The following is a 26265-nucleotide window of genomic DNA, read 5'->3' as shown; positions in this document are numbered from 1 at the left end:
TGCAATGGTGCTTACGCATCATCTGGCCCCGGTTGCGCTCGTCCAGAGGGATGAGGCGCGGCGTTCGCGCCGCCCGCCGGACGCATGCTGCGGCGATCAGGCCGCTTTCTGGATTCGCACCGGGATCGACTTGTAACTGGGCGTGCCGCTGGCCGTGTCCTGGTAATCCAGCGGGCAAAGATTGTTGGCTTCGGGGTAGTACGCGCCCACCGAGCCCGCCGCGATGTCGTGCCGGACGGCCGTCAGCCGCAGCCGCCGGTGCGTCTGGCCGGGCAGGCTGGTGATGATGTCGACCTCGTCGCCGTGCGCAATGCCGTGGCGCGCCAGGTCGGACGCGTTCATGAACAGCACGTCGCGGCGGCCGAACACGCCGCGGTAGCGGTCGTCCAGGCCGTAGATGGTGGTGTTGTACTGATCGTGGCTGCGCAGCGTGGTGAGCCGCAGGATGTTGCCTTCGACGATATCCGGATCTTCGCGCAGGCCCGCGAACGGAATGAACTCGGCCTTGCCCGACGCCGTCTTCCAGATGCGCTCGGTGGGCGGCAGCGGCAGGCGGAAGCCGCCGGGGATGCGGATGCGTTCGTTGTAGTCGCGGAAATCCGGGTAGATCTTTTCGATCAGGTCGCGGATGCGGTCGTAGTCCTCGATCAGGTGCTTCCAATTGACGCGGCTGTGCGGCAGCGTCGCCTGCGCCATGCCGGCGATGATGGCCGGTTCCGAACGCAGGTGCGGTGAGGCGGGCACAAGCTTGCCGCGCGAGGCATGCACCATCGACATCGAATCCTCGACCGTGACCGATTGCGCGCCGCCCGCCTGCACGTCGCTTTCCGTGCGGCCCAGCACCGGCAGGATGATCGACGCCTTGCCGATCAACAGGTGCGAGCGGTTCAGCTTGGTGTTCAGATGCACGGCCAGATCCAGTTGCCGCATGCCGCGCTCGCAGGCCTCGGTGTCGGGCAGCGCGACCGCGAAGTTGCCGCCCAGGCAGATCAGCGCCTTGGCGCGGCCCGCAGCCATCGCCTTCATGGCTTCGACCGCGTCATGGCCGGTCCGGTTTGGGGGCCGGAAGCCGAAGGTCTGTTCGACGTGGTCGAACATGGTGCTGTCGATCTTCTCGGTGATGCCGACCGTGCGGTTGCCCTGCACGTTGGAGTGCCCGCGCAAGGGACAGATGCCCGCGCCCGGCTTGCCGAAGTTGCCGCGCATCAGCAGCAGCGCGGCGATCTGCTGCACGTTGCTCGTGCCCTTTTCGTGCTGCGTGATGCCCATGCCGTAGGTGACGATGGTGGCGTTGGAACGCGCATAGGCCTCGGCCACCAGTTCCAGGTCGCGCCGGCGCAGGCCGCTGGCCTGTTCGATGTCGGTCCAGCTCGTGGCGTCCAGGTCCTGCGCGAAGGCCTCGTAGCCGTTGGTGTGCCGCGCAATGAATTCGTGGTCCAGCGTGTTGCGCCCGCCGCGATCCGCGTCCATCAGCGCCTTCATGATGCCCTTGAGCGCGGCGGCGTCGCCGCCGACCTTGACCTGGTAGTACGTGGAGGCGATGGCCGTGGAGCCGAAGGTGCCCATCTCGATCGGGTCCTGCGGATCGGCAAAGCGTTCCAGCGAGCGCTCGCGCAGCGGGTTGAACACGATGATGGGCACGCCACGGCGCGCGCACTCGTGCAGGGTGCCCATCATGCGCGGATGGTTCGTGCCGGGGTTGTGTCCCATCGAGATGATGAGGTCGCATTTGTCGAAGTCGTCCAGCGACACCGTGCCCTTGCCGATGCCGATGGCCTTGGGCAGTCCGACGCTGGTGGCCTCGTGGCACATGTTGGAGCAGTCGGGGAAATTGTTGGTGCCGAACTCTCGGGCGTACAGGCTGAAGAGAAATGCGGCTTCGTTGGACGCGCGGCCTGACGTATAGAACTCTGCCATGTCCGGGTCGGGCAGGCTGGCAAGCGTCTGGCCGATGCGCGCGAACGCGGCGTCCCATTCGATGGGCTGATAGGTGTCGCTGGCGGTGTCGTAGGCCAGCGGATGGGTCAGGCGGCCCGCGTTTTCCAGGTCGTGGTCGGTCCAGGTCAGCAGTTCGGTCACCGTGTGCGCGGCGAAGAACTCGGGCGTCACGCGCTTGCGGGTGGCTTCCCAGGTGACGGCCTTTGCGCCGTTTTCGCAGAACTGGAATGTGGACGTATGCGCCTTGTCGGGCCAGGCGCAGCCGGGGCAATCGAAGCCGTCGGGCTTGTTGGTGCGCAGGAGCAGCACGGGCGCTTCGGCAATGCGCATCTGGTTGGCCACCGCCTGCGCGGTCGCCTTCAGGGCGCCCCAGCCGCCCGCCGGGGCGTCGTAGCGGTGGATGCCAATGGGTTTGCCTTGGGTCATGCGGGTCTCCGGGAACTTCAGGATGCGTTGCGCGCGGCGGCGGCTGGGGCGGCGGCAAGCCGGTCGCGGCGGGCCGCGCAGTAGCGGCTCGTCAGCACCGAGCCGGCCACCGCCACGATGATGGGAACAAGAAAGGCCTGGTCGACCCGGGTGAATTCCAGGATCAGCACCACCGCGGTCAGCGGCATGCGCATCGACGAGGCCAGAAAGGCGGCCGCGCCCACCACGGCAAACGCGCCGGGCGGCGAGTCGGGCCAGGCCATGCTCCACAGCCCCCCCAGGACGACGGCAAGCGACGCGCCGACGGCGATGGCGGGGGTGAGCAAACCGCCCTCCGCGCCCGCGCGCAGCGTGCAGGCGACGACAACCACCTTCATCACGGCCAGCGTGGCGGCCAGGGCGATGGTCAGCTCATTGTCGAAACTCAGTTGCGCCGGGCCCTTGCCGTTGCCCAGCAGCGCGGGCAGATAGATTGCAAGCAGGCCGAGCAGCGTGAAATTGACCAGGCAGGCCACGGGCAAATGCCAGCCCCGGGCGGCCTTGGCGCGCGCCGCGGCCGTCAGCCGCTGAAAACCGTGGGCCGCGCATCCGAACAGGGGGCCGGCAACGATGGCCCAGGCCACCAGGCTGGCGCTGATCTGCATGGCGGGCACGGCGTACTGGATGTCGTTGCCCAGTCCCGCCCAGGCCACCACCGCGCCAATGCAGCAGGCGATAAGCGCTGCGACCACCGCAGGCCAGGCGAACGATCCCAGCAGCACCTCCAGCACGAACAGGGCCGCGCCGAGCGGCACGTTATAGACGGCGGCCAGCCCCGCGCCGGCGCCACAGGCGATGACGATCCGGTGCTGCGCGGGCGGCAGCCGCAGCAGCGCGGCCAGCCGGCCGCCGGCCAGCGCGCCGACTTCGCGCGGGGCGACCTCGCGGCCCAGTGGCGAGCCCAGCCCGACGGTCACGATCTGCAGGATGGCGTGCGCCATGGTCGTCGCCGGGGACATCGCTTGCGTGGTGTCTGACACCGCCTTCTTGACGCTGACCAGGGGACGGCCATAGCGATAGATCATCCACCATCCGCCGCCGGCCGCCAGGCCGCACAGCACCAGCGCCAGCACGCGGCGAGGTCCGCTGGCGGCCTGCACGCCTTCAAGGAATGTTTCGTGACTGATGATCTGGCCGCCGCCGTAGCCGTAGGCCAGGTGCTGGACGGCGTGCAGCAGCATGCCGAGCAGCATGCCGCCCAGCCCTGCGAAGAGGCCGGTCAGGACCACCGCGAGAAGAAACCGCGGTCGCAGCCAGGACGGATCATCGGGCGTTGGATCGTTCATGCCAGGACGGGCTCCCATCGGGTGGTGCGCCGGCGCATCGGGCCGCGCGCTGCGATGAGGCAGTGTAGGGCCCGATCCTTTCATTCCGGCCACGTCGGGCCGCAAACCCATACCAATTGGTTAGGGCTTAATCCCGAATTCTCTCGGGCGCGCTCAAAAAGGCGCCCCTGATGACGCAATGCAGTTGCCGCGCCCATCCGAGCAAGGCCTGGTCTTCGTCGGTCCGCGCAACCCACTGCACGCCGACCGGCAGGCCATTGTCCGCGCAGCCCGTCGGCAGATGCAGTGCCGGCCAACCCAACAGCGACCATATGCGATTAAAGAGGGACGAGCCGGTGGATCGCACCCCCTCGGGCGCTTCGGACGGGGCGCTGGGCGTGATGATGAAGTCCACGTCGCCGAAACGCGCCTGCCACTCGCGGGCCAGCTGCACGCGGCGGTGCTGGAGCGCCACGTACTCCGCGTACGGAATCGCCAGCCCTCGGTCCACCGCCGCACGCAGCGCCGGCGACAGCAAGCTGCCTTGCGCGCCGAGCGCCACCGGCAGCAGGCCGCGCGCCAATTCGGCGAGCATGGTCTGCGAATGGATGTGCAGCAGTGTCTGCAGATCCCCATCCACTTCCGGCGCGGTAATGTGGGCGCCCTGTTCCCGCAGGACTGCCGCGCAGTCATTGAGCGCCGTTCGCGCGGCGTCACTCAGGTCGCCGATCGCGCTTGCGGTCACCAGTGCGACGCGCGGCGCGCGATCGGGACGCGGTGCGGCCGAGCCCGGCAGCAGCACCGAGGCCACCAGCTGGGACTGCTCCACGTCGCGCGTGAACCAGCCGATGGTGTCCAGCGAGTCGCACAGCACGTGCATCCCTTGCCGATGCACCCGGCCGAAAGTGGGTTTGAAGCCGACCACGCCGCAAAAGGCGGCGGGGCGGATCATGGAACCGCCCGTTTGCGTCCCCAGCGCCATGTCGACCATGCCCGCGGCGACCGCCGCCGCGGATCCGCTCGACGAGCCGCCCGGCGTATGCGCCGGATTGCGCGGGTTGCGGGTCGGCCCCGGCGTGACATACGCGTACTCGGCGGTCACGGTCTTGCCGATGGGCATGGCGCCAGCGGCGCGCAACTGCGCCACGCAGGTCGCGTCTCGCCGCGCGGGCTCCGCCGACTCAGCGGCGGAGCCCGAGCGGGTGGGCAGGCCCGCGACGTCGATCACATCCTTTACGCCGAACCCCGCGCCCGCCAGCCCGCCCGTCCCGGACTGGGCAACCGCGCTTTCATCGGCCAGGCAGACCCAGGCCTGGACCTGCGCATCCCCCGCCTTGCTTCGGGCAAGGGCTTCCTGCGCTGCCAGCATCATTGGACCTTGATCTGCTTCTGTTGGATGAGCTGCGTCCAGCGCGCGTTTTCGCTGGCGATGAAGGCCTGGAACTGTTCCGGCGTGCCGCCTGCCACCTCACCGCCTTGCGACTCCACCACGGCGCGGTACTGCTTGTCCTGCAGGGCGCGGTTGATGTGGTCATTCAGCGTCTTGATGACATCGGGCGGCGTGCCCGCCGGGGCGATGACGCCGAACCAGTTGGAGACGACCATATCGGGCATCCCCAGCTCCTTGAAGGTGGGTACGTCCGGCAGGCCCGGCGCGCGCTTGTCCGCAGCCACCGCCAGGATCCTGATGCGGGCATCGGGTCCCGAGGCGTGCGGCAGGAACAGGCTGGGCAGCTCGATGTAGAAGTCCACGTTGCCGGCGATCAGGTCGTTCACGGCGGGCGCGCCACCGCGGTAGGGCACGTGGGTCGCGTTCGCGCCGGCTTGCTCCTTGAACAGCTCGGTGCTCAGGTGCGACGCGCTGCCCGCGCCGGTGGACGCGTAATTGAGCTTTTCGGGATTGGCCTTGGCGTCACGCACGAGCGCGGCCGGGTCGGCATAGGGAGATTTGCTGCTGACGCCCAGCGCCATCGGGCCCAGTTCAATCAGGGCCACGGGCGCGATGTCCTTTGCCGGATCGAAGGGCATCGTATAGAGCGCCTTGTTGACCGACATGGGCGCAAAGTTGCCCAGACCGATCGTGTAGCCGTCCGGCTTTGCCGAGGCGATCTGCGCCGTGCCGATGTTGCCGCTTGCGCCCGGCTTGTTGTCGACCACGACGGGTACGCCCAGCGAATCGCTGAGTCTCTGGGCCAACTGGCGCGAGCGCGTGTCCGAACTGCCGCCCGCCGCGTACGGCACGATGAACTTGATGGCCTGGTTGGGATAGGCCGCTTGCGCCAGGGCGCCGGGTGAGGCAAGGCACAGGCTGGCGGCAAAGGCCCCGGCCAGGAACGTGAGGGTGAAGGAGGCAGCAGGCATGGCATTTCCCTTGTCATGGAGGCCGTCGTCCCGGCCCGTTGATTGTGAGCGCATAGTAGGAAGCCGCCATTAGGATGTCTAATACCTTATTCTCCCGCTATTGATTCGCCAGGAAAATAAATGCTCATCGACAGCCGTCTGCTCCAGGTGTTCGCCGTGGTCGCCGAAGAGCTGCATTTCGGGCGCGCGGCGCAGCGCCTGCATTTGAGTCAGCCTCCGTTGAGCCAGAGCGTGCGCAAGCTCGAGGAAGAGCTGGGCGTGCAGCTTCTGGAACGCACCACGCGCACGGTCAAGCTGACCGCGGCCGGCGCGGAGCTGCAGCGCCGGATCAGGCAGATGGCGGTCGAGCACGAGGCCACGGTACGGCACGTGCGGCAGGCGGCCAGCGGCGAAGCCGGCCAGCTGACAATCGGCCTGACGCCCAGCGCGGCCTATTCGAACGTGCCGCAGGCACTGTTCGTGTTCCGGCAGCGTTTCCCCGGCGTGGTGCTGGACCTGCAGGAAATGAATTCGAGCGAGATGCCCGAGGCGCTGCATCAGCGGCGGTTGGATCTGGCGCTGCTGCGCCCGCCGTTTGCGGATGCGGACCTGTCACCCTTGCCGCTGTTTTCCGAGCCGATGGTGCTCGCGCTACGGCGCGGCCACCCGCTCGCGAGCAAGCGCTGGGTGACCATGGAGCAAGTGTTGGACCTGCCGCTCGTGGGTTATGCGCGCGACCGGTCGCGCTACTTCAGCCAGGTGCTGCGGCAGATGGTCGAAGCGGCGGGCAAGCCCGCCAACATCGTGCAGGAAAGCATGATCCCCACGATTCTGACCCTCGTCGAAGCGGGCTTCGGCGCGGCGGTGGTGCCCGCGTCGCTGGCGCGGATGCGCATGGATATCCTCGCGTACGTGGGCATCCGGGGGCGCGGGGCCTTCCGCGCGGAACTGGCCGCCGCACGCCATCCCGATCACCGGAATCCCGCGGTGGATGCCTTCGTGGCGATCATGCGGGAGACCAAGCAGCAGTCCCGCGAGCCGGCGCAATCATGACGCCGGCGCCTGCCGCGCATTGAACGCCGGATAGTCCGTCAACCCGCGCGCATCGCCGCCGAACAGGGTGTTCCTGTCATGCTCGGCCAGCGGTTCGTCGTGACGCAGGCGCTCGGGCAGGTCGGGGTTCGCCACGAACGGGCGGCCAAAGGCGATCAGGTCCGCCCAACCCGCTTGCAGCGCATCGCGTGCGCGTTCGGCCGTGTACTTTCCGGCGTAGATGAGCACGCCGGGATAGACGCGGCGTAGCGCCTGCTTGAAGGACAGAGGCATGTCGGGGGCGTCGTCCCAGTCGGCTTCCGCAATATGGATGTAGCCCACGCCGATCTCGCCCAGGCGCTTGGCGGCCGCCGTGTAGGTGGCAACGGGGTCCGCATCCACGCAGCCGTTCAGCGTCGTGAGCGGCGCCAGACGGATGCCGACGCGGGCGGGGTCGCCAAGGGTCTCGACCAGCGCGCGGGCCACTTCATCCAGAAAGCGGATGCGGTTTTCCAGTGAGCCGCCGTACGCGTCGGTACGATTGTTGGCCTCGGAATCCAGGAACTGGTTGACCAGATAACCGTTGGCCGCGTGCAGCTCCACGCCGTCAAACCCCGCGGCGATCGCGTTGCGCGCGGCCTGGCGGTATTCCTCGACGATGGCCTGGATTTCCGCGGCCGACAGCGTGCGCGGCGCCGAGGCCTGCACGAAGTTGGGGCTGCCGTCCTCGTTCTGGATGAAGACGTTGACGCCCTCTGCCTGAATTGCGGAGGACGACACCGGCGCCTGCCCGCCGAGCAGGCTGGTGTGGCTTAGCCTGCCCACGTGCCAGAGCTGCGCGTAGATGCGGCCGCCGGCGGCGTGGACGGCGTCGGTCACGCCGCGCCAGCCGGCCACCTGGGCGGGGGTGCACAGGCCGGGCGTGCCGGCATAGCCCTTGCCCATCGGCGAGATGTACGTGCCTTCGCTGACGATGAGGCCGGCGCTGGCGCGCTGCGCGTAGTAGCGCGCCATCAGCGCATTGGCGCAGTCGCCCGGCTGCGTGGCGCGCGAGCGCGTCATCGGCGGCATGACGATGCGGTTGGGCAGCGTCAGGCTGCCCAGCGCCAGGGGTTGGAACAGCGGATCAGTCGTGTGCATGGTTCGGTCCCCTTCGGTTCAGTCCCACGCTGCGGCCAACCCTTCCGGGCTGACTTCGCGGCCATTGCGTTCCAGCGCGGCGATCTGCGCCATGTCTTCGTCCGTCAGGCGCAGGTCCTGGGCGAGCAGGTTGCTGGCCAGGTTCTCGCGCTTGGTGGACGAGGGGATCACGGCATAGCCCAGTTGCAGGGCCCAGGCCAGCGCGACCTGCGCGGGCGTGGCTTCGTGGCGCTGCGCGATCTGGCCGATGACCGGATCCTTGAGCACCTTGCCGTACGCCAGCGTCATGTACGAGGTGACGTGAATGCCCTGTTCCTTCAGGAAGGCGGTCAGCGTGCGGTTCTGCAGGTAGGGGCTGAGCTCGATCTGATTGGTGGCGATCTCATCGCGGCCGACGGCGGCGATGGCGGCGCGCGTTTCCGCGATGGGGAAGTTGGAAATGCCGATCTGGCGGGTCAGGCCCTGCGACTTGGCGTCGGCCAGCGCAGTCATGAATTCGTCCACGGAAACGCCGTTGTCCGGCGCGGGCCAGTGGATCAGCGTCAGGTCCACGTAGTCGGTGCGCAGCTTGGCCAGGCTGTCCTTCAGGCTGGGGACGAGCTTGTCCTTCGCGTAGTTGGGCACCCAGATCTTGGTGGTGATGAACAGGTCTTCGCGGGCCACGTTCGATTCGGCGATGGCTTGGCCGACGTCGGCTTCGTTCTCATAGATCTGGGCGGTGTCGATGGCGCGGTAGCCGACGTCCAGCGCGTTGCGCACCGAATCGACGACGGTCTGGCCTTGCAGACGGAAGGTGCCAACGCCAAAGGCGGGAATGCTCATGTAAAACTCCTGGGGGTGTGCGTGGCCGAACGTGCGGCGTTCGGGAATGGACGTAGTGTGCCTGCCGCATCCTTGCGGAAAAATACCGGTATGGGCGAAATACTTTTGATAAAACGTCAAATATGAAAACGACCCTCGACGAAATGCAGGTCTTCATCGCCATCGTGGACAGCGGCTCGATCACCGCCGCCGCCGACGTGCTGGGCCAGACCATCTCCGCGACCAGCCGCACCATGAGCCGGCTGGAAGAAAAGCTGCAAACCACGCTGATGCGGCGCACGACCCGGCGCCTGGCGCTGACCGAAGAAGGCAAGGCCTACCTGGAGCAGGCGCGGCGGATCATCGCGTCGGTCGAGGAGGCCGAAGAGCTGATGAACCTGCGCCGCAACCAGCCCGCGGGCCTCCTGCGCGTGGATGCGGCGTCGCCCTTCATGCTGCACGTGATCGCGCCGCTGGTGCCGGCCTATCGCAAGCGCTATCCGCAGGTGGAACTGGAGCTCACCAGCAACGAAGGCAACATCGACCTCTTGGCGCGGCGCACCGACCTGGCGTTTCGCATCGGGCGGCTGAAGGATTCGTCGCTGCACGCGGTGGCGCTGGGCACGAGCCGGGTGCGTGTGCTGGCCAGCCCGGGTTATCTGGCGCGGCACGGCACGCCGCGGCGCGCAGCGGATCTGGCCTCGCATGTGCTGCTGGGCTTTGCCCAACTGGAACCGCTGAACGAATGGCCGCTGCTGGATGCGGACGGGCAGCCGGTGCATATCAAGCCGCAGGTGCGCGCTCACAGCGGCGAGACGCTGCGCCAGCTTGCGCTGAACGACGGCGGCATCGTGTGCCTGTCCGACTTCATGACGCGCGGCGACCGCGCAAGCGGCGCGCTGCAGCCGCTGTTTGTAAAGCAATTGCTGGAAGAGCGGCAGCCGATCAACGCGGTGTACTACCGGAACACCGCGATCTCGTCGCGCATCAAGTCCTTCATTGATTTCGTGGTCGAGACGGTTGGGACGCGCGGATTCGAGGAATAGCCGGCCCGCGAAGATGTATCCAATGGCGACCTCGGCGATGAATGCGCCGGCGGGGTCCTTATACTGTCCCCGTTTTTATTTCGAACCTTGGATACGTATGAGCATCTTCTCCCGTTTCTTCGGCCGCAAGGAAGAACCCACCGGCGCCGCCGACCCCACGGATTCCACCGCCCTGCTGGCAAATCCGGACATCGCGCAACCGCTGAGCCTGCAAGTCCTCTTTGCCGCGCCGCTGGCGATTTCCGAGTCGGCGCTGGCTGAAGCGCTGCGCGCCTACCACCCGACCATGAAGGACGCCCGCGCCGAAATCGCGCACGACATGCCGGAATTCCTGGGCATGGCCGGCTGGGACAAGCACGTCGTGCGGCTGGTGGGCTTCAATGCGCCCTATCCCAAGGACGCGCTGGAAACCTGCGTGGCGCCGTCGCACTATCCGGCCGCGTTGAAGGATGAGGTCCGCGCGCATGTGAGTCACATCATCCTGTATTACGCGGGCTACGAAACCGATCCGCTGGAGCAGTACGTGGCGCTGGCCGCAGTGGCGGGGGCGTTGGCCAATTTCAAGGCGCTGGCGGTGCTGAACGAGCATGCGCACACGTCGCTGTCCGCCGGCGTGTTTGCCGACGAGTCGCTGGGCGACGAGAGCATGGAACTGTTGCGCACGCTGCCGCTGAACATGCTGTATTGCGGCTTCGTGAAATACGAGGTGGAAGGTGTGCAGGGCGTGTGGATGCGCACCTATGGCGCCGATGCGTTCGGCCTGCCGGATTTTGCGGCGCTGGCAACGGGCCATGACGAGGGCGAGATGTACTCGACCATGTTCAACAACATCATGAGCTACATGCTGGAAAGCGGCGCCGTACTGGCCGCTGGCCACACCATGCAGATCGGCGAAGACGCCTACATGAAGCTGCGCGAACCGGCCAAGGAAGAGTATTACCTGGATGGCCCGGGGCAGGTGCTGGTCGCCGAGATCATCACGGCGGATCAGATCAACACGCCGGAGTAAGCCACGGAGTGCGTCACGGGGTACGTCACAGCAGGCCCGCGCTGCGGGCCCGCGCCACCGCCTGCGTCCGGCTGTCCGCACTGAGCTTGACGTTCAGGTGGCGCAGGTGCGTGCGCACGGTGCTCTCCGACACGAACAGTTGCCGCGCGATGGCGCTATTGGAATGGCCCTCGGCCAGAAGGCGCAGCACGCGCAGTTCCTTGGGCGTGAGGCCTTCCACGCCGGGCGCCTCGCCCACGGGGGCAATCGGCGCCGCCGGGTTCAAACGGGCCTGCGCCAGGTAGCGCTGCCACCACGCGCGCGCGCCGTCCGACGCCAGCCATGCACTGCCGGCCGGCGACGCGGCATGGCGCTGCAACAGGCCGGCCAGCTCCGCGCCCTCGTCCACCAGCACGCGGCACAGGCCTTCGGATTGCGCCGTGTGCAATAGCGGCGCAAGCTGCGCCGCCGCCGCGCCATCGTCCTGCATGCGCGCCAGCGTGACCGCGCGAAACAGCTGAAGCTTGTACGCGCGCCGCACGCGCTGAGCGGCCAACGCCTTTGCGATGTCCTGATCCAGTTCACGCAGCGCGGCGGCGGGATCGCCGTCAAAAGCCGCGCACCGCAATCGTCCCAGCCGCGGATACAAGAGGTCATTGGCCGGCAGCCGCAGTGCTTCCACGCGGCGCCACAGGTCGGCGTCGTCCGCGCGCAGCAGTTCGTCGCGCGCGGCGTGCGGATGGCCCTGCATCAGCAGCACGCGCGCGCGCTCGACGCGGGCGCTGGCCGCGATGCGCGGCAGGCCGCGCTGATGGCCCAGGTATTCCAGTTCGCCCAGCAGGTAGAAGGTCTGCTCGGGATCGCCTTCGTAGAAGGCCACACGCGCCTGCATCAGGTAGCCCAGGATCAGGTGGTCCGGCAGGCCGACGTCGCGGCCCAGCGGCACGTACACCTGCAGCAGCCGCGCGGCCTGCGCGAGGTCGCCGGTCTCGTACACCCACGCGGCATACAGCACGCCGGCCCATGCGTTGCCGTTGGCCTGTCCGTAAGCGCCCTTGCGCGTGGCCCGCACCGCCATGCGAAAGCGCGCGCCGGCTTGGCGCATGCGCCCTTCCTGCAGGTCGATGATGCCTTCGACCGCTTCCGAGTACATCAGGTTGAACGTGCTGGCGCTGCGGCTTTGCGCGCGCCGCGCGGTGTCCAGCAGTGCGCGCGCCTCGTGGTAGCGGCCCAGCACGGCGCTGACGTTGGCCATGGCGTTGGCCAGCGCGGTGTCGGTGAACGACAGCGCGTCGCCCAATGACGCGACGCTGGGCATGCCGGCGGCGTAGGCTTCCTCCTGGCGATCCATCATCGACAACAGCAGGGGTTGCAGCGCGCGCACGTGCGCTTGCACCGCGGGGTCGGCGCTGCCGGCCAGCTTCAGGTCAGCCATCAGCGCGGCGGCCTCGCTGGGGCCGCGCGTGAAACAGGTAGCCCACACCTGCATGGCCTGCAATAGCGGACGGGTGGCAAGCACTGCCGCGGGAAGCTGGCCCAGCCAGCGCGACAGCAGGCGCATCCGGCCCTCGGCCAGCAGCGGCTCTGCGTGCGCCTGCAACAGCGCCAGCGCGCGGCCGAAGTCGCCGCCGTCGATGGCGTGGTCAATCGCTGGTACGGGCCGGCCCTGCGTCTCGTACCAGCGCGAGGCCGCAAGATGCAGGTGTGCGATGTCGCCGGGCGCCTGCGCGCGCAGCTGCGATTGCAGGTAGCTGGCGAACAGGCTGTGATAGCGGTAATGGCGCTCGTCGGCTGCGGTGCGCGTGAGCAGCACGTGGCCGTCTTCAAGTTGCCGCAGCAGGTCCGCGCAGTCCATGTCGGGCACAAGGGCCTGACACAGCGGTGCGCTGAGCTGCTTGAGAATGCTGGTGCGCAGCAGGAAGCGGCGCAGCGCGGGCGTCTGGCTGGCAAGCACGTCCTGCGCCAGATAGTCGGCCACGGACTGGTCGCTGCCGGAGAACCGTTCGATGAACGCGGCGGCGGACGGCTGCCGCGCGAGCGAGGCGGACGCCAGGCACAGCGCGGCCGCCCAGCCCTCGGTCTTGCGATGCAGCAGTTCGACTTCGGCGGACGTCAGCATGGGCTGGCGGCGCGCAAAGAACTGGGTGGCCTCGTCCATCGAAAAGCACAGCTGCGCGGCGTCGATCTCCAGCAACTGGTTGGCCGCGCGCAACCGGCCCAGCGCCAGGCCGGGCGAATGCCGCGAGCCGATCAACAGCCGGCCGTGCGCGGGCAGGCGCCCGATCAGGTCCTGCACCAGGTCCAGCACGGCGGGGGCGGTGATGGCTTCGAATTCGTCCAGCACCAGGGCAAACGGCGCCTCGTGCGACGCCACGGCCTCGACCAGCGCCAGCGCCAGCGTGTCCTCCGAATCGCGGGCTGCGAACGCCGGACTTGCGCCGCCGGACAGTGTGCCCAGCGCCGCCATCAGGCAACGCAGAAAGCGCGAGAGGTCGTTGTCGGCGCGGTCCAGCGTCAGCCAGGCGGTGCGCATCGGTCCGGCCTGAAGACGCGCCTGGCACTGCGCCAGCAATGTGGTCTTGCCGTAGCCTGCGGGACCGCGCGCCACCACCACCTTGGGTCCTTCCGGACGGCAGATCGCCTCGCACAGCGCAAGCCGGGCGACATGGTCGCCATGCGCGGCCGGGGCATTGAGCTTGCCGCTGGCCAGCGCCTGTTCCATCGAGAACGAATGACGCATGGGCTGCCTGTTCAGGGACTGCGGTTTGCGGGGATCGTTGCGGGAAAACCCGCGATACGCGCGAAAAATCGTCGCTTTGGACGAAGGCGAAATCGCGTGCCTACGATACAAAAGGACGCTCCCCGGAGCAATACGCACACCGCCGCAAAGACGGCGTAAACCGATAACGGAGACAAGTCCATGGCAATCCCCAAACTGACGCTCGCGCTGGCGGGCGCGATCCTGGCCGCAAGCGGCGCGCACGCGCAAAACGCGGCGGCCCCCGTGAAGATAGGCATCATGGCCGACATGAGTTCGGCGTACTCGGACATCGGCGGCAAGGGGCTGGTCGAGGCCGCGCGCATGGCGGTTCAGGACTTTGGCGGCTCGGTGCTGGGCAAGCCGATCGAGCTGGTCTTCACGGACGGCCAGAACAAGGTGGACGTCGCCAGCGCCGCCGCGCGCCGGTGGTTCGACCAGGACGGGGTGGACATGATCACCGACCTGCCGACGTCCGCGCTGGCGCTGGCGATCAGCGAACTGGGCCGCGAAAAGAAACGGGTTGTCATGGTGACCAGCGCATCCACGTCCGAACTGACGGGCAAGGCGTGTTCGCCCTACACGGTGCACTGGACCTACGACACCTACGCTCTGGCCAACGGCACCGGTGCGGCCGTCACGGAACAGGGCGGCAAGAACTGGTTCTTCATGACGGCGGACTATTCGTTCGGCTACGCGCTGCAGGGCGATGCATCGGCGGTGATCGAGCGCAACGGCGGCAAGGTGCTGGGCGCGGTGCGCTCGCCGCTGAACACGCCCGACTTCAGCTCGTACCTGTTGCAGGCGCAAAGCTCCAAGGCCGGCATCATCGGCCTGGCGTTGGGCGGCAACGATGTCATCAGCGCGATCAAGCAGGCCGCGGACTTCGGCATCGGCCGGCCCGGCAGTTCGCAGCGCCTGGTGGCGCTGCTGGCGTTCCTGTCCGACGTCAAATCCATCGGCCTGCCGCTGGGCCAGGGGCTGCTGCTGACCGAAGCCTTCTACTGGGACCAGAACGACGCCACGCGCGCGTGGTCGCAGCGCTTTCAGGACAAGGTCGGCCGCAAGCCCACGATGACGCAGGCGGGCACGTATGGCGCCGTCACGCACTACCTGAACGCGGTCAAGGCCGCGGGCACCAAGGACGCCGACGCCGTCATGGCCAAAATGCGTGAGATGCCGATCAACGACTTCATGACGAAGGATGGCAAGCTGCGCGTGGACGGCCGCGTGGTGCGCGACATGTACCTGTTTGAAGTGAAGAAGCCCGCGGACTCCAAGGGCGAATGGGACCTGTACAACCAGGTCGCGGTGATTCCGGGCAACGTGGCGTTCCGTCCGCTCGACAAGGGCGGCTGCGCGCTGGCCAAGTCCGGGGGCGCGGAATGATCAGCTATCAGGTCACGGCATTTGGCGAACCGCTGACGCGCGCCGAACGCCCCACGCCCGCGCCGCAAGGCAGCGAGGTGCTGCTTCGGGTGCTGGCCGCGGGCGTGTGCCACACCGACATTCACACCTGGGAAGGCTCGTATGACCTGGGCGGCAGCAAGCGCTTGAGCATGCAGCAACGCGGTGTGTCGCTGCCGTTGACGCTCGGCCACGAGACCGTGGGCGAAGTGGTTGCCACCGGGCCGGACGTGCCCGCAAACGTGCAACCGGGGCAGCGCTACCTCGTCTATCCCTGGATCGGCTGCGGCGACTGCAAGGTGTGCCGCCGCGGCCGTGAAAACCTGTGCGCATCGCCGCGCTTTCTGGGCATCTTCCGCCCCGGCGGCTACAGCGATCACATCGTGGCGCCGCACGCGCGCTATCTGGTCGATATCGGCGAGCTGCGCCCCGAGCAGGCCGCGCCCTATGCGTGCTCGGGCCTGACCACGTACAGTGCCATTCTCAAGATCCCGCAGGACGTGCTGGCCGAGGAATCGGTGGTGGTGATCGGCGCGGGCGGGCTGGGGCTGATGGGCGTCACGCTGCTACGCGCGATGGGCTGCGGCAACGTCGTCGTGGTGGAGCCGGACGGCGCGCGCCGGGGCGCCGCGCTGGCCGCGGGCGCGCATGCGGCCATCGACGCCGGCGCAGCCGATGCCGCCGCGCAGGTGCGGCAGGCGGCGGGCGCGGTGTGGGCCGTGATCGACTGCGTGGGCGCGGCCAGCACGGTGCAGTTGGGCCTGGATCTGCTGACCAAAGGCGGCCAGCTCATCCTGGTGGGTCTTTTTGGCGGGGAGCTGACGTTGTCGCCCGCGCTGGCGCCCATGCGCGCCATCAGCATCGAAGGGTCGTATATCGGCAACCTGGACGAACTGCGCGCGTTGATGGCGCTGGTGCGCGAACGCCGGCCCGTTGCCATTCCCACCGCATGCCGCTGTCTGGATAACGCGCAGTCCGCGCTGGCGGATCTTGCCGCGGGCCGCGTGGTGGGACGGCTGCTGCTCGGTCCCGCCGCCGGCACGAAACCCCATGCATCCCCGGTCACTCTTGAACAGGCAACACAACCATGAGCATCAATCTGGATTCCGATTACACGATGACGGTGAACGGCCGCGCGGAAACGTCGCCGCAGACCTTCGACGTGCTCAACCCTGCCACCGAGGAGCGCATCGCGGCCGCGCCCGATGCGTCGCTGGACCAGCTGAACGCCGCCATCGCGGCGGCCCGCGCGGCGTTCGGCCTGTGGCGCGACCGGCCCATCGGCGAGCGCCAGGCGGCGTTGCGCAAGCTGGGCGATGAACTTGAACAACACGCCGACGGCTTCATGCGTCTGTTGACGCGCGAGCAAGGCAAGCCGCACGCGGACGCGCGCGCCGAGGTTGGCCGCTGCGTCGCATGGCTGCGCGCCTTTGCCGCGCGCGACCTGCCGGTGGAACATCACGACAGCGGCGCGGGCCACCGATTCGAGACGCGGCGCGTGCCCATCGGCGTGGTTGCCGCCATTGCGCCGTGGAATTTTCCGATGACGCTCGCCATCTGGAAGATCGCGCCGGCGCTGCTGGCCGGTAATACGGTGGTGCTCAAGCCTTCGCCGTACACGCCGCTGACGTCATTGAAGATGGGCGAACTGTTCCGGGACCTGCTGCCGCCCGGCGTGCTGAACGTGGTCAGCGGCGGCGACCGCCTGGGGCCGTGGCTGACCGAGCATCCCGGCATCGACAAGATCGCCTTCACCGGATCCACCGTGACCGGGCGCCGCGTCATGCAAAGCGCATCAAGCCGGCTCAAGCGCGTGACGCTGGAGCTGGGCGGCAACGACGCGGCCATCGTGCTGCCCGATGTCGACGTCAAGGAAACGGCCGCCAAGCTGTTCTGGGGCGCCTTCCGCAATTCTTCGCAGTATTGCCTGGCGACCAAGCGGCTGTATGTGCACGAGTCCATCTACGACGCCTTCGCCGACGCGCTGGCGGGCGAGGCGGCCAGCGTCGTCGTGGGTGACGGTTCGCAGCCCGGCACCGGACTTGGTCCCATCCAGAACCGCGCGCAGTTCGAACGCGTCAAGGACCTGATCGCCGACGCGCACCGGACCGGCGTGCGCTTTCTGACGGGGGGCGAGGTGCCGGAGGGCAAGGGCTACTTCGTGCCGGTAACCATCCTGGACAATCCGCCCGACGACGCGCGCAGCGTGGTGGAGGAGGCTTTCGGGCCGGTGCTGCCGCTCTTGAAGTACCGCGACATCGACGAGGTGATCCGCCGCGCCAACGATACCGAGTACGGATTGGGGGGATCGGTGTGGTCCAAGGATGTGGCGCTGGCGCAATCGATTGCGCGGCGGCTGGAGACCGGCACCGTGTGGATCAACCACATCCACGTCATGTCCCCCGACGTGCCTTTTGGCGGGCACAAGCAGTCTGGCGTGGGGGTGGAAAACGCGCTGGACGGACTGCTGGAATACACCAACACGCAGACGGTGTCGGTGCTGGTGTAGCGGGAACGGCCGGCGCCGCGAGACGCCGGCCCGATCCTCACGCGGCGTAGCGGCTGGCATCGCCGTTGCGGTTGCTGGCGGGCCACAGGCGCAGGGCCAGCGCGGCGGCCGCGGCGCCTGCTGCCGTCAGCGTCACGCCGGTCCAGCCCCAGTGGGCCAGCGCCAGGCTGCCCAGCGCGCCGCCGGCGGCCATGCCGATGAAGACGCCCGTCATCAGGATGGCGTTCAGGCGGCTGCGGGCGGCCGGGTCGATGCCGTAGACGATGCTTTGATGCGCGATCAGCGAGGTCTGGATGCCCAGGTCGAAGCCGACCGCGGCGCCGCCGATCAGCCACAGCGCAGCGTGCGTGGGCAGGAAGGGCAGGAAGATCATGGCGGCAAACGACACCATCGTCAGGCCGGCGCCCAGGCTGGCGACCGCCAGCGGACCCCGCGTGTCGGCCACGCGGCCGGCCAGCGGCGCGGCCAGGGCGCCTGCCGCGCCGGCCAGGCCAAACGCACCGGCGGCGCCCGCGCCCAGATGGAACGGCGCGTCGTGCAACATCACGGCCAGCGTGGACCAGAAGGCGCTGAAGCCCAGCGACAGCAGACCCTGCGCGGTGGCGGCGCGGCGCAGACCGGGGTGCTGGCGCCACAGCGTCAGCAGCGACCCCAGCAGCGCGCTGTAGGCCAGCCGCGTCGTCGGCTCGAACCGCGGCAGACCGCGCCACAGGGCCGCGCCCAGCGCCACGATGCTGACGGCGGCGGCCGCGAACATCATGCGCCAGCCGAACTGCTCGGCGACAAAGCCGCTGACCACCCGCGACAGCAGGATGCCCAGCAACAGGCCCGTCATGACGGTGCCGACGATCTTGCCGCGCTGGTCGGCCGGGGCCAGGTGGGCTGCGGCCGGCACGATGTCCTGCGCCAGCGTGGCGGACAGGCCGATGGCGAAGCTGGCGGCCAGCAGCAGGCCGATCGTCGGCGACGCGCCGGCCAGCAGCAGCGCCAGGGCCAGCACGGCGGCTTTCACCAGGATGATGCGCTTGCGGTCATAGCGGTCGCCCAGCGGCGCCAGCATCAGGATGCCGAAGGCGTAGCCCAGTTGCGTCAGCGTGGGAATCCAGCCGAGCGTTTCGGCGCTGGCGTGGATGTCCGCGCCCAGCACGCCGAGCATTGGCTGGCTGTAGTAAAGGGAGGCGACGCCCAGGCCGGCGCCCACGGCCAGCAGGAAGACCAGGCCGCGCGATAGGGAGGGGTGGGAAGTGGGGGATGACATGGTGGTGTCCGGTGGCTTTGAGTACGGGGCAAATTCTGGGCTTGCCGCCGGGGTTTTGGTAGCCGACCTTCGGGTACATGCGTTATACGATAGGCGTATGACCACCCCCGCCCTCCCCGTGGCAGCCGGCACCGACCGCATGCTGCTGATCGAAACCTTCGTACGCATCGTCGAGGCCGGCAGCCTGTCCGCCGCCGCCGCCCAGATGGGCGGCACCCAGCCCACCGTCAGCCGCCGCCTGCAGCTGCTGGAACGCACGATGGGCGTGCGGCTCCTGAAGCGCTCCACCCACGCCATCCGCCTGACCGAAGACGGCCAGCGTTGCTACGAGCGGGGCAAGGAGCTGCTGGCGTCTTGGCAGTCCTTCGAAAGCGAGGTGCGCGGCGCGGACGATGATCCGGCCGGGATGCTGCGCGTGGTGGCGCCACATGTGTTCGGCCAGGATCAGTTCATCGAGCCGCTGGCCAAGTACCTGAAGCGCTATCCGAACATGCGGGTGGAATGGCTGCTGCACGATCGCATGCCGGATCTGATCGCAGAAAACGTGGATTGTGCGATTCGTGTGGGCGCCGTGACGGATCCCTCGGTGATTGCCGTGAAGCTGGGCGAGGTGCCGCGCATCGTCGTCGCCTCGCCGGACCTGCTTGCGGGCGGACCGGTGCCGCAGGACGCCTCAGACTTGGCGCGCCTGCCGTGGCTGGCGCTACGCACCTTCTATCGCACGGAAGTGAGCCTGACGCATTGCGGCAGCGGGGAAAGGCAGTGCTTCGACATCCAGCCGCGGCTGTCCACCGACGGCCTGCATGCGTTGCGCAACGCGGCCATCCAGGGGCTGGGCGTGGCGCTGGGGTCGGCCTGGGCCATGCAGGGCGATCTGGCCGCCGGCCGCTTGGTGCACCTGGCGCCGCAGTGGCGCGCGGACGCCCTGCCCGTCTTCCTGGTCTATGCGCCATCGCGCTTTCAGCCGGCGCGCCTGCGGCGCTTCATCGAGATCATGCGCGAGCATCTGCCGATGGAGCTGGCGGGGGCCTGACCTTCGCGCGGCGCCGGCCCCCTCGCCGCCGATCAGGGGGTGATTACGATGGCGCCGGTGACCGCGCGGCTTTCAGCAGCGCGGTGGGCATCCTGGACCTGTTCCAACGGATAGCGCGCCCCGATGGCCGCGCGAACCGCACCGGTTCGCATGGCGTCGAAAACATCCGACGCATTGGCGCGGAACGTCTGCGTGTCGGCGTTGTGCGGAAACACGGACGGGCGCGTGAGAAACAGGCAGCCTTTCTTGTTCAGCAACTCCGGATCGATGGCCGGGGCCGGGCCGGATGCCGCGCCAAAGAGCACCACCATGCCGAACGGCGCGGCGCAGTCCAGCGACCCCATGAACGTGTGCCTTGCCACGGAGTCGTAGACGACCCGCGCCTTCTTGCCGCCCGTGGCCGCCACAACCTGTTCCACCCAGTTTTCCTGCGTGTAGTCGATGGCCACATCGCAGCCGGCTGCTCGCGCAGCCTCGCACTTGGCGGCCGAGCCCGCCGTGCCGATGACCCGGGCGCCCAGCGCATGCGCCCAGCCGCTCAGAATCTGTCCGACCCCGCCCGCGGCAGCGTGCACCACCACGATGTCGCCGGGCTGGACCGCATGGGTTTTCTTGACCAGGTATTGCGCCGTCATGGCTTTGAAGAACACGGCGGCTGCGTCTTCGTCGGAGATGCCCGCCGGGATCTTCACCAGTTTGGCGGCCGGCACGTTGCGCCGGTTGGCGTAGGCGCCCACGCCCGCGTTCATGTAGACGACATGGTCGCCCACGCGCAGGTCCGTCACACCAGCGCCCACCGCCTCGATCACGCCGGCTGCTTCATGCCCCAGGCCTGTCGGCGTGGGCAGCGGATACTTGCCCGCGCGCTGATAGATGTCGATGTAGTTGAAACCGATAGCCGTCTGGCGCAACTGCACCTCGCCCGGCCCGGGGGGCGGCAGGTCGGCGTCGACGAGCCGCATGACTTCCGGTGCGCCAAACTCGGTCAACTGGATGGAACGTGCCTGCGTCATGCGTTGTCTCCTTTGATTTATGGGTAAAGCACCAACTGCCATCATTCCTTCACGGCTTCATACACCAGCGTCGCCAGCGTCAGGTCTTCCAGCGCGCTGCCCACTGCCTTGAACACCGTGATCTCCTGATCGTTGCGGCGGCCGGGGGTCTCGCCCTTGGTCAACTGGTGCAGGTTGCCCTGGATGCCTTCGCGCGTCAGCACGCCGGCGTCAAATGCCGACAGCAGGTCGCCGGACTTGGTGGGCGCCTCGTCGGTATCGACATACACGGTGGTGCCGTCAAAGCACGCCGGGTCCGTCTCGCGCATTTCCGGCTTGAAGCTGCCGATCAGGTCCAGGTGCGTGCCGGGGCGCAGCCACGCACCGTGGATGAGCGGTTCGGTGGACAGCGTGGCGCAGCTGACGATGTCGGCTTGACCGGTGGCGGCTTGCAGGTCGGTGACCGCTTGCGCATCGAAGCCCTGCTCGCGCAGGGTTGCCGCCAGAGCCTCGGCGCCCGCCGGGCGCACATTCCAAACCAGCACGCGCTGGATCGGGCGCACCGTGCGCATGGCCTGCGCCACCAGGCCGGCGATGCGGCCGGATCCGACGATCAGCAGCGTGCGGGAATCGGCGCGCGCCAGATAGTCCGCGCCCAGCGCCGCCGCGCCCGCGGTGCGGTATACGGTGACGATATCGCCGTCGACCTGCGCAACCGGCACGCCCGTGGTGGCGCTGTACAGGTTGTAGGTGGCGTGCAGGCCCGGCAGGCCCTGATGCGTGTTCTCGGGGAAGATGTTGATGATCTTCACGCCGAAGTAGCCGCGGTCGCTCCACGCCGGCATGATCAGCGAGGTGCCGTGCGCGTTGCCGGACTGGATGGCGTGCACGTGGCGGGCGGGCACCGTGGCGTCTTCGCGGAAGGCGTCCCGCAGGGCGGGAATGACGGTGTCGAAGGACAGGGCGTTGCGGGTCTGGTCGGTGTCGATTAAGCGCATCGGATCGTTGCCTGCGTGGTCGGTCTATCAAGGAGTCTGGGGCAGTCTAGCAGCGTGCGAGCGGCCGCTGCCAAAAGAAATTGCCCGCGATGTCGCGGGCAATCGGGTTGACTCGGCTGGCGTGCGGCGTCAGTCCACGTCGGGCCGGGGCAGCGGGTCGCCCGCGCCGGTGCGCTCGACGATGAGCTTGTAATGATGCGGGCTGCGATGCTTGGCGAAATTGAAGACGTGGTCGCGGAAGGTCTGGCCCAGCGCCAGGTCGATGCGCGCGGTGATGACTTCGTCTTCCTCGCCGCTGGCGCGCGCCACGATCTCGCCGGACGGCGCAACGATCATCGAACTGCCGATCATGTGATGGCCGTCCTCATGTCCGCACTTGGCGGCCGCGCCAATCCACACCGCGTTCTGGTAGGCACTGGCCTGCAGCACGATCTCGTGCGTGGTGGTGCGCAGGTGCGCGGGCTCGTTCCAGTGGATGTTCAGCGACGGCGTGTTGTAGCCCAGCACGATCAGCTCGGCGCTTTGCAGCGACATGACGCGATAGGTCTCGGGCCAGCGGCGGTCATTGCACAGGCACATGCCGATCTTGACGTCGTTGGTCTCCCACACGCCAAAGCCCAGGTCGCCGACTTCGAAGAACTTCTTTTCCAGATGCTGGAAAGGCGCGTCGACCTTGTGGTCCGAGTGGCCCGGCAGGTGGATCTTGCGGTACTTGCCGATGATCTTGGCGCTGCGGTCCACCAGGATGGCGGTGTTGAACTGGCGGCCTTCCGGCGTCAGCTCGGCGTAGCCCAGGTAAAAACCGATGCCCAGCTCGCGCGCCGTGTCGAACAGCGGCTGCACGTCGGCATTGGGCATGGTTTTTTCGAAATAGCGCTCCACCGCTTCGGCGTCATCCATCCAATAGCGAGGAAAGAAGGTCGTCAGCGCCAGCTCGGGAAACACGACGAACTCCGCCTGGCGGGCGGCGGCTTCGCGCATCATCTCGACAAGGCGGCGCACGACCACCGCACGGGTGTCGGCCAGATTGACGGCGCCCATCTGGGCGACGGCCAGGCCCATTTTGCGGGACGGGGAAGAGGGGTTCACGAAGGTCTCCAGATTCTTGCGGGGGGGCCGCCGCGCGGGGGAGGTGCGCGTTCTAGGCCGAAGGCGCAAGCATGCCCGGCCGCGGACCGGTCCGATACCGCAGTCCGGCCGCCTGGCGGGCAGCATTGCCGGACCCCTCTCGGCTTCCCAACGCCTTGATCTGCATGGGAAAACCCAGGGAATTGCGCGGCCGAAATCGCACCTGTGCATAACGCGCGATCATGGGCGTCGCGCAAAGTTTTATATCGGGTTTCCCCGTAGATCCGGTCTCGCGGAGGCCGCGTGGCGCGGATCGCCCGGCCGCCTTCCTAGCAATGCGTCCATTTCCGAAAGCCACAATTAGCGGGTCAGGAGGGGCGAATTTGCGGTTTAAGCACCTGGAAGTTCGGTTACATTGCCTTACGCGCAGAATTGCATGCAACGCGCCGCCCATGTGCACCGGTCCCCCATGTCACGTTCCAGAATTGCGGCTTTTGTGTTGTTGTTGTCGGCGCTTGGATTCCTCGCGGGGGTGCTGGCTGGACGCCAGATCGAACTGAACCAGGCCGACGACAAACTCGCCGGGCATAACGCCCGGCTGCTTGCGCACGCGCTTCGGGTGGCGCAGGAAAGCCATCGCCTCATGGCAGCGGCCACCCAGGGCGGCGCGCTATGTTCGGAAGCGGACGTGGCGACCCTGCGCGTGCTGCTCTTCAATTCCACCTACATCCGGGACATCGGCCGCACGCTGGGCGGCATGCTGCGCTGCTCCGCGGCCTGGGGCAAGCTGCCCGATCCCCTGACGCTGCCGCCGCCGGCCTTCACATTGACCAGCGGGCTGCAGCTCTGGGTGGGCGCCGCCAATATCGTTGACCGCCGCATCATCGGCGACATGGCGGCAATGCGCGACATCATCGTGTTCACCGCGCCGGGCGCGTTCGACGGCTTTCCGGAACCGGGTTCCCGGATCGACGCCAAGATCGTGACGCGGGATGGCGACCATGTGTACCGGCGTTTCGGCCGCGCGCACGACCTGGACATGCCGCGCGAAAACGAGGATGACCTGGGTTTCGCGCCCGAACGGCGCGCCTCGCTGTGTGCGCCGGACGGCGGTCCGGACATCTGCGTCGTGTCGCGGTTGCGGTCCGACGCCTGGTTCCAGCTTCCGGCAATGGTGCTGTCCGTGGTTGGCGCCCTGGCCCTCGCCTTTCTGGCGGGCCTTTGCGTCCTGTGGCGCATACACGCGGGCAGTGCCAAGAGCGAGCTGCGCAAGGCCATCCTGGGCGGCGACATCCAGGTCCACTACCAGCCGTTGCGTCAGCTGGCCACGCGGCAGCTGGCGGGCTTCGAGGCGCTGGCGCGGTGGAGCGCCCGGGGCCGAGACGTGTCGCCCATCCTGTTCGTGCCGCTGGCCGAAGCCATGGGGCTGGGCCGCGCGCTGTCCAGGCTGGTGACGTCGCGGGCGCTGCGCGACCTGCACGAGCGTCTGCGCGACGATCCCGCACTCTACGTCAGCATCAACGTGTCGGCGGCGGACCTGAAAGATGCGGGCTACCGGAATTTCCTGCTGGACGCCGTCAGCGAGCGCGGCCTGACGCCCGCCAACGTGGCGCTGGAGATCACCGAAGGCACGCCGCTGTCCGACGGCCACGTGCTGGCGATGGTCAAGGCCTTGCGCGGCAAAGGCTTCAAGGTGTTCATTGACGATTTCGGCACGGGCCATTCCAACCTGAACTATCTGGCCGAAATGCAGGCCGACGCGATCAAGCTGGACCGCAGCTTCACCAGCGCCATCGGCGCCGAGGACGCGGGCACCCTGATCGTCGACCATGTCATCGCGATATCGCGGGAGCTGGGCATCAATCTCATCATTGAGGGCATCGAGACCGAAGCGCAGGCCAGCTATCTGCTGGCCCGCCAGCCCGCTGCCGTGGGCCAGGGCTGGCTGTTTGGCCGCCCCGTCCCGCTCGCGGACATCGTAACCGATTGACCGCTGGCGGGCAGGTTGTCGTATGTCCATTTTATTTTTGGGACAACCGACATAATACAAAGTGCGCGGCCAAAGCGCCGGACGCATTATCTGGAATGCGGCAAATCATTATTGGCTGCTTTTGCAGATAGAATGCGGGGCGATATTTAACGGGTTAATTTGCTGTATCTGCCATGGGACATAACCAGACGCTCGTCGACAACCTGCTGCGCATCCTGCCGTATGTTCGTAACGAAGAAACCGATGCAATGGCGATGGGCATGGGCATGGCGGAAATCCGCGACCGGCTGGCCGCGTTGCAGAATCCGGTGCCCGACGACAAGCAGATCCGCCGCACGCTGCTTAAGTTGGATAGCGTCGGCAGCGTGGGCGCCACGCGCGGCAAGCTCTGGTACAGCACCCTGCGGCGCACCGATTTCCACATTCAGAACATGAACGCGAACATGGCAATGGCGATGTGCGCGCTCAAGCAGGTGGCCGACCGCCACCTGCCGGCCGTCGTGCTGGACGATCTGGCAACCACGTTCGACAGCGCGTGGCGCTATCTGGAAACACACCGGTCCCAGCCCGCGATCGGGCCGGCGCATGACTGGGCGCGCAAGATCCTGCGCATCGACGGCACCCATCCCACCGTGCTGCCCACGGTGCCTGCCGAGGTCTACCGCCAGGTCAGCGGCGCGTTGTACTACAACCGCAAGCTGTCGTTTCGCAATACGCCCTTCGGCGAGAAGGCCCCCGCCGACCGCCTATATGTCATGACGCCGCTGGCGATGGTCGACCGCGCCGGCGTGCTGTACATGGTGGCGTGGGGCGCGAGTCAGCCGGGCAGGCGGTTCCTGTTCCGCATGGACAGGCTGTCGGAAGTCCGGCTGCTGGACGAGGCCGCCGACCTGGACCCCACGTTCGATCTGCAGGATTACGTGCGCCGCGAAGAAGCCCTGAACTTCGATCCGGGCGAGGAAACCCGCATCCGGCTGCATGCCGCCGAACCCGTGCTGGACGATGGCCGGCGCCAGCGGCATCCGCTGCGCGAGTTCTGGCTCTCGGCGGACCAGATGATCGACGAGGACGAGCACGGCTTCACGCTGACCGCCACCGTGCGCCCGTCGGTCATGCTGTGGCAGCTGCTGCACGGGCACGCGTCCTCGATCGAGGTGCTGGAACCGGAAGTCATCCGCGAGCGTTTCGCCCGCGAAGCCCGCGAACTGGCGCGCCGCTACCTCTAATCCGCCGGCCA

At 67.8% G+C, this 26265-nt stretch carries 20 protein-coding genes; 9 read left to right on the top strand and 11 right to left on the bottom strand.

Annotated elements, in window-relative coordinates:
* Positions 1-96: 96 nt before the first annotated feature.
* The 4 genes from ASD71_RS14870 to ASD71_RS14855 form a co-directional block, all read right to left on the bottom strand.
* A complete protein-coding gene (locus ASD71_RS14870) occupies positions 97-2364 on the bottom strand; it encodes an FdhF/YdeP family oxidoreductase (protein WP_056565265.1) in 2268 nt (755 codons plus the stop codon).
* A 17-nt stretch (positions 2365-2381) separates the two neighbouring features.
* A complete protein-coding gene (locus ASD71_RS14865) occupies positions 2382-3689 on the bottom strand; it encodes a chloride channel protein (protein WP_056565262.1) in 1308 nt (435 codons plus the stop codon).
* 127 nt (positions 3690-3816) lie between these two features.
* Positions 3817-5040 carry an amidase gene (locus tag ASD71_RS14860; RefSeq protein ID WP_235512135.1) on the bottom strand — a complete coding sequence of 408 codons (1224 nt, stop codon included), beginning with the start codon at positions 5038-5040 and terminating at the stop codon, positions 3817-3819.
* The gene (locus tag ASD71_RS14855) at positions 5037-6029 is read right to left on the bottom strand and encodes a tripartite tricarboxylate transporter substrate binding protein (RefSeq protein WP_056565259.1); all 993 of its coding nucleotides are present in this window, start codon (positions 6027-6029) and stop codon (positions 5037-5039) included. Before ASD71_RS14855 ends, ASD71_RS14860 begins: the two co-directional genes overlap by 4 nt.
* A 120-nt stretch (positions 6030-6149) precedes the next feature.
* Here ASD71_RS14855 and ASD71_RS14850 point away from each other — a divergent pair, with 120 nt between their 5' ends.
* Positions 6150-7061, top strand: coding sequence for a LysR family transcriptional regulator (locus ASD71_RS14850; RefSeq protein ID WP_056565256.1), 912 nt, complete (start codon positions 6150-6152; stop codon positions 7059-7061).
* Here ASD71_RS14850 and ASD71_RS14845 read toward each other — a convergent pair.
* Positions 7056-8180, bottom strand: coding sequence for an alkene reductase (locus ASD71_RS14845; RefSeq protein WP_056565254.1), 1125 nt, complete (start codon positions 8178-8180; stop codon positions 7056-7058). The two genes, ASD71_RS14850 and ASD71_RS14845, sit on opposite strands and share 6 nt — an antisense overlap.
* 18 nt (positions 8181-8198) lie before the next feature.
* Positions 8199-9002: a 2,5-didehydrogluconate reductase DkgB gene (gene dkgB / locus ASD71_RS14840; protein ID WP_056565251.1), complete on the bottom strand. Its 804-nt coding sequence runs from the start codon at positions 9000-9002 to the stop codon at positions 8199-8201.
* 122 nt (positions 9003-9124) lie between these two features.
* Between dkgB and ASD71_RS14835 the strand changes: the two genes are divergently transcribed.
* Together ASD71_RS14835 and ASD71_RS14830 are read left to right on the top strand one after the other, a co-directional pair.
* Positions 9125-10027, top strand: a complete 903-nt coding sequence (locus tag ASD71_RS14835; protein ID WP_056565248.1) for a LysR substrate-binding domain-containing protein — start codon at positions 9125-9127, stop codon at positions 10025-10027.
* Positions 10028-10124: 97 nt separating this feature from the next.
* Complete coding sequence (locus ASD71_RS14830) at positions 10125-11036, top strand: DUF4261 domain-containing protein (RefSeq protein WP_056565246.1); 912 nt, start codon at positions 10125-10127, stop codon at positions 11034-11036.
* A gap of 25 nt (positions 11037-11061) precedes the next feature.
* Here the strand turns inward: ASD71_RS14830 and ASD71_RS14825 are convergent, their stop codons facing one another.
* Entirely contained in the window at positions 11062-13755 is a 2694-nt protein-coding gene (locus tag ASD71_RS14825; protein WP_056565244.1) for a LuxR C-terminal-related transcriptional regulator, read from the bottom strand.
* Positions 13756-13935: 180 nt separating this feature from the next.
* Between ASD71_RS14825 and ASD71_RS14820 the strand changes: the two genes are divergently transcribed.
* From ASD71_RS14820 to ASD71_RS14810, 3 genes are read left to right on the top strand one after another with little or no spacing between them, the layout of a single operon-like run.
* The gene (locus ASD71_RS14820; RefSeq protein ID WP_056565240.1) at positions 13936-15162 is read left to right on the top strand and encodes an ABC transporter substrate-binding protein; all 1227 of its coding nucleotides are present in this window, start codon (positions 13936-13938) and stop codon (positions 15160-15162) included.
* On the top strand, positions 15159-16271 hold the full coding sequence (locus ASD71_RS14815; RefSeq protein WP_056565237.1) for an alcohol dehydrogenase: 1113 nt from the start codon (positions 15159-15161) through the stop codon (positions 16269-16271). Before ASD71_RS14820 ends, ASD71_RS14815 begins: the two co-directional genes overlap by 4 nt.
* Entirely contained in the window at positions 16268-17689 is a 1422-nt protein-coding gene (locus ASD71_RS14810; protein ID WP_200949401.1) for an aldehyde dehydrogenase family protein, read from the top strand. Before ASD71_RS14815 ends, ASD71_RS14810 begins: the two co-directional genes overlap by 4 nt.
* A 37-nt stretch (positions 17690-17726) precedes the next feature.
* Here the strand turns inward: ASD71_RS14810 and ASD71_RS14805 are convergent, their stop codons facing one another.
* On the bottom strand, positions 17727-18947 hold the full coding sequence (locus ASD71_RS14805) for an MFS transporter (RefSeq protein ID WP_056565234.1): 1221 nt from the start codon (positions 18945-18947) through the stop codon (positions 17727-17729).
* A 97-nt stretch (positions 18948-19044) separates the two neighbouring features.
* Between ASD71_RS14805 and ASD71_RS14800 the strand changes: the two genes are divergently transcribed.
* Positions 19045-19980 (top strand): LysR family transcriptional regulator, encoded by a 936-nt coding sequence (locus ASD71_RS14800; protein WP_056565233.1) that lies wholly within the window; start codon positions 19045-19047, stop codon positions 19978-19980.
* 32 nt (positions 19981-20012) lie between these two features.
* Here the strand turns inward: ASD71_RS14800 and ASD71_RS14795 are convergent, their stop codons facing one another.
* The 3 genes from ASD71_RS14795 to ASD71_RS14785 all read right to left on the bottom strand — a co-directional run bounded on the left by ASD71_RS14795 (position 20013) and on the right by ASD71_RS14785 (position 23032).
* Positions 20013-20993 carry a quinone oxidoreductase gene (locus tag ASD71_RS14795; RefSeq protein ID WP_056565230.1) on the bottom strand — a complete coding sequence of 327 codons (981 nt, stop codon included), beginning with the start codon at positions 20991-20993 and terminating at the stop codon, positions 20013-20015.
* A 41-nt stretch (positions 20994-21034) separates the two neighbouring features.
* On the bottom strand, positions 21035-21970 hold the full coding sequence (locus ASD71_RS14790; protein WP_056565227.1) for an ornithine cyclodeaminase family protein: 936 nt from the start codon (positions 21968-21970) through the stop codon (positions 21035-21037).
* Positions 21971-22099: 129 nt separating this feature from the next.
* Complete coding sequence (locus ASD71_RS14785; RefSeq protein WP_056565224.1) at positions 22100-23032, bottom strand: N-carbamoyl-D-amino-acid hydrolase; 933 nt, start codon at positions 23030-23032, stop codon at positions 22100-22102.
* Between the two features lie 475 nt (positions 23033-23507).
* Here ASD71_RS14785 and ASD71_RS14780 point away from each other — a divergent pair, with 475 nt between their 5' ends.
* Positions 23508-25028 carry an EAL domain-containing protein gene (locus tag ASD71_RS14780; protein ID WP_235512134.1) on the top strand — a complete coding sequence of 507 codons (1521 nt, stop codon included), beginning with the start codon at positions 23508-23510 and terminating at the stop codon, positions 25026-25028.
* 173 nt (positions 25029-25201) lie between these two features.
* Positions 25202-26254, top strand: coding sequence for a YafY family protein (locus tag ASD71_RS14775; RefSeq protein WP_056565221.1), 1053 nt, complete (start codon positions 25202-25204; stop codon positions 26252-26254).
* Positions 26255-26265: the final 11 nt, after the last annotated feature.

The organism is Achromobacter sp. Root565, from assembly GCF_001427425.1.
Classification (GTDB): domain Bacteria; phylum Pseudomonadota; class Gammaproteobacteria; order Burkholderiales; family Burkholderiaceae_B; genus Achromobacter; species Achromobacter spanius_D.
Note: the sequence above shows the minus strand (reverse complement) of the source record. Positions and strands in the feature narration are given on the sequence as shown.

Excerpts from the sequence above, each read along its gene's own strand:
- ASD71_RS14820 (WP_056565240.1), top strand. The coding sequence starts at position 13,936 with ATGGCAATCCCCAAACTGACGCTCGCGCTGGCGGGCGCGATCCTGGCC.
- ASD71_RS14785 (WP_056565224.1), bottom strand. The coding sequence starts at position 23,032 with ATGGGCCTGGCCGTCGCCCAGATGGGCGCCGTCAATCTGGCCGACACC.
- ASD71_RS14825 (WP_056565244.1), bottom strand. The coding sequence starts at position 13,755 with ATGCGTCATTCGTTCTCGATGGAACAGGCGCTGGCCAGCGGCAAGCTC.
- ASD71_RS14775 (WP_056565221.1), top strand. The coding sequence starts at position 25,202 with ATGGGACATAACCAGACGCTCGTCGACAACCTGCTGCGCATCCTGCCG.
- ASD71_RS14795 (WP_056565230.1), bottom strand. The coding sequence starts at position 20,993 with ATGACGCAGGCACGTTCCATCCAGTTGACCGAGTTTGGCGCACCGGAA.
- ASD71_RS14815 (WP_056565237.1), top strand. The coding sequence starts at position 15,159 with ATGATCAGCTATCAGGTCACGGCATTTGGCGAACCGCTGACGCGCGCC.
- ASD71_RS14800 (WP_056565233.1), top strand. The coding sequence starts at position 19,045 with ATGACCACCCCCGCCCTCCCCGTGGCAGCCGGCACCGACCGCATGCTG.
- ASD71_RS14790 (WP_056565227.1), bottom strand. The coding sequence starts at position 21,970 with ATGCGCTTAATCGACACCGACCAGACCCGCAACGCCCTGTCCTTCGAC.
- ASD71_RS14835 (WP_056565248.1), top strand. The coding sequence starts at position 9,125 with ATGAAAACGACCCTCGACGAAATGCAGGTCTTCATCGCCATCGTGGAC.
- ASD71_RS14850 (WP_056565256.1), top strand. The coding sequence starts at position 6,150 with ATGCTCATCGACAGCCGTCTGCTCCAGGTGTTCGCCGTGGTCGCCGAA.
- ASD71_RS14855 (WP_056565259.1), bottom strand. The coding sequence starts at position 6,029 with ATGCCTGCTGCCTCCTTCACCCTCACGTTCCTGGCCGGGGCCTTTGCC.
- ASD71_RS14830 (WP_056565246.1), top strand. The coding sequence starts at position 10,125 with ATGAGCATCTTCTCCCGTTTCTTCGGCCGCAAGGAAGAACCCACCGGC.
- ASD71_RS14860 (WP_235512135.1), bottom strand. The coding sequence starts at position 5,040 with ATGATGCTGGCAGCGCAGGAAGCCCTTGCCCGAAGCAAGGCGGGGGAT.
- ASD71_RS14780 (WP_235512134.1), top strand. The coding sequence starts at position 23,508 with ATGTCACGTTCCAGAATTGCGGCTTTTGTGTTGTTGTTGTCGGCGCTT.
- ASD71_RS14870 (WP_056565265.1), bottom strand. The coding sequence starts at position 2,364 with ATGACCCAAGGCAAACCCATTGGCATCCACCGCTACGACGCCCCGGCG.
- dkgB (WP_056565251.1), bottom strand. The coding sequence starts at position 9,002 with ATGAGCATTCCCGCCTTTGGCGTTGGCACCTTCCGTCTGCAAGGCCAG.
- ASD71_RS14810 (WP_200949401.1), top strand. The coding sequence starts at position 16,268 with ATGAGCATCAATCTGGATTCCGATTACACGATGACGGTGAACGGCCGC.
- ASD71_RS14805 (WP_056565234.1), bottom strand. The coding sequence starts at position 18,947 with ATGTCATCCCCCACTTCCCACCCCTCCCTATCGCGCGGCCTGGTCTTC.
- ASD71_RS14845 (WP_056565254.1), bottom strand. The coding sequence starts at position 8,180 with ATGCACACGACTGATCCGCTGTTCCAACCCCTGGCGCTGGGCAGCCTG.
- ASD71_RS14865 (WP_056565262.1), bottom strand. The coding sequence starts at position 3,689 with ATGAACGATCCAACGCCCGATGATCCGTCCTGGCTGCGACCGCGGTTT.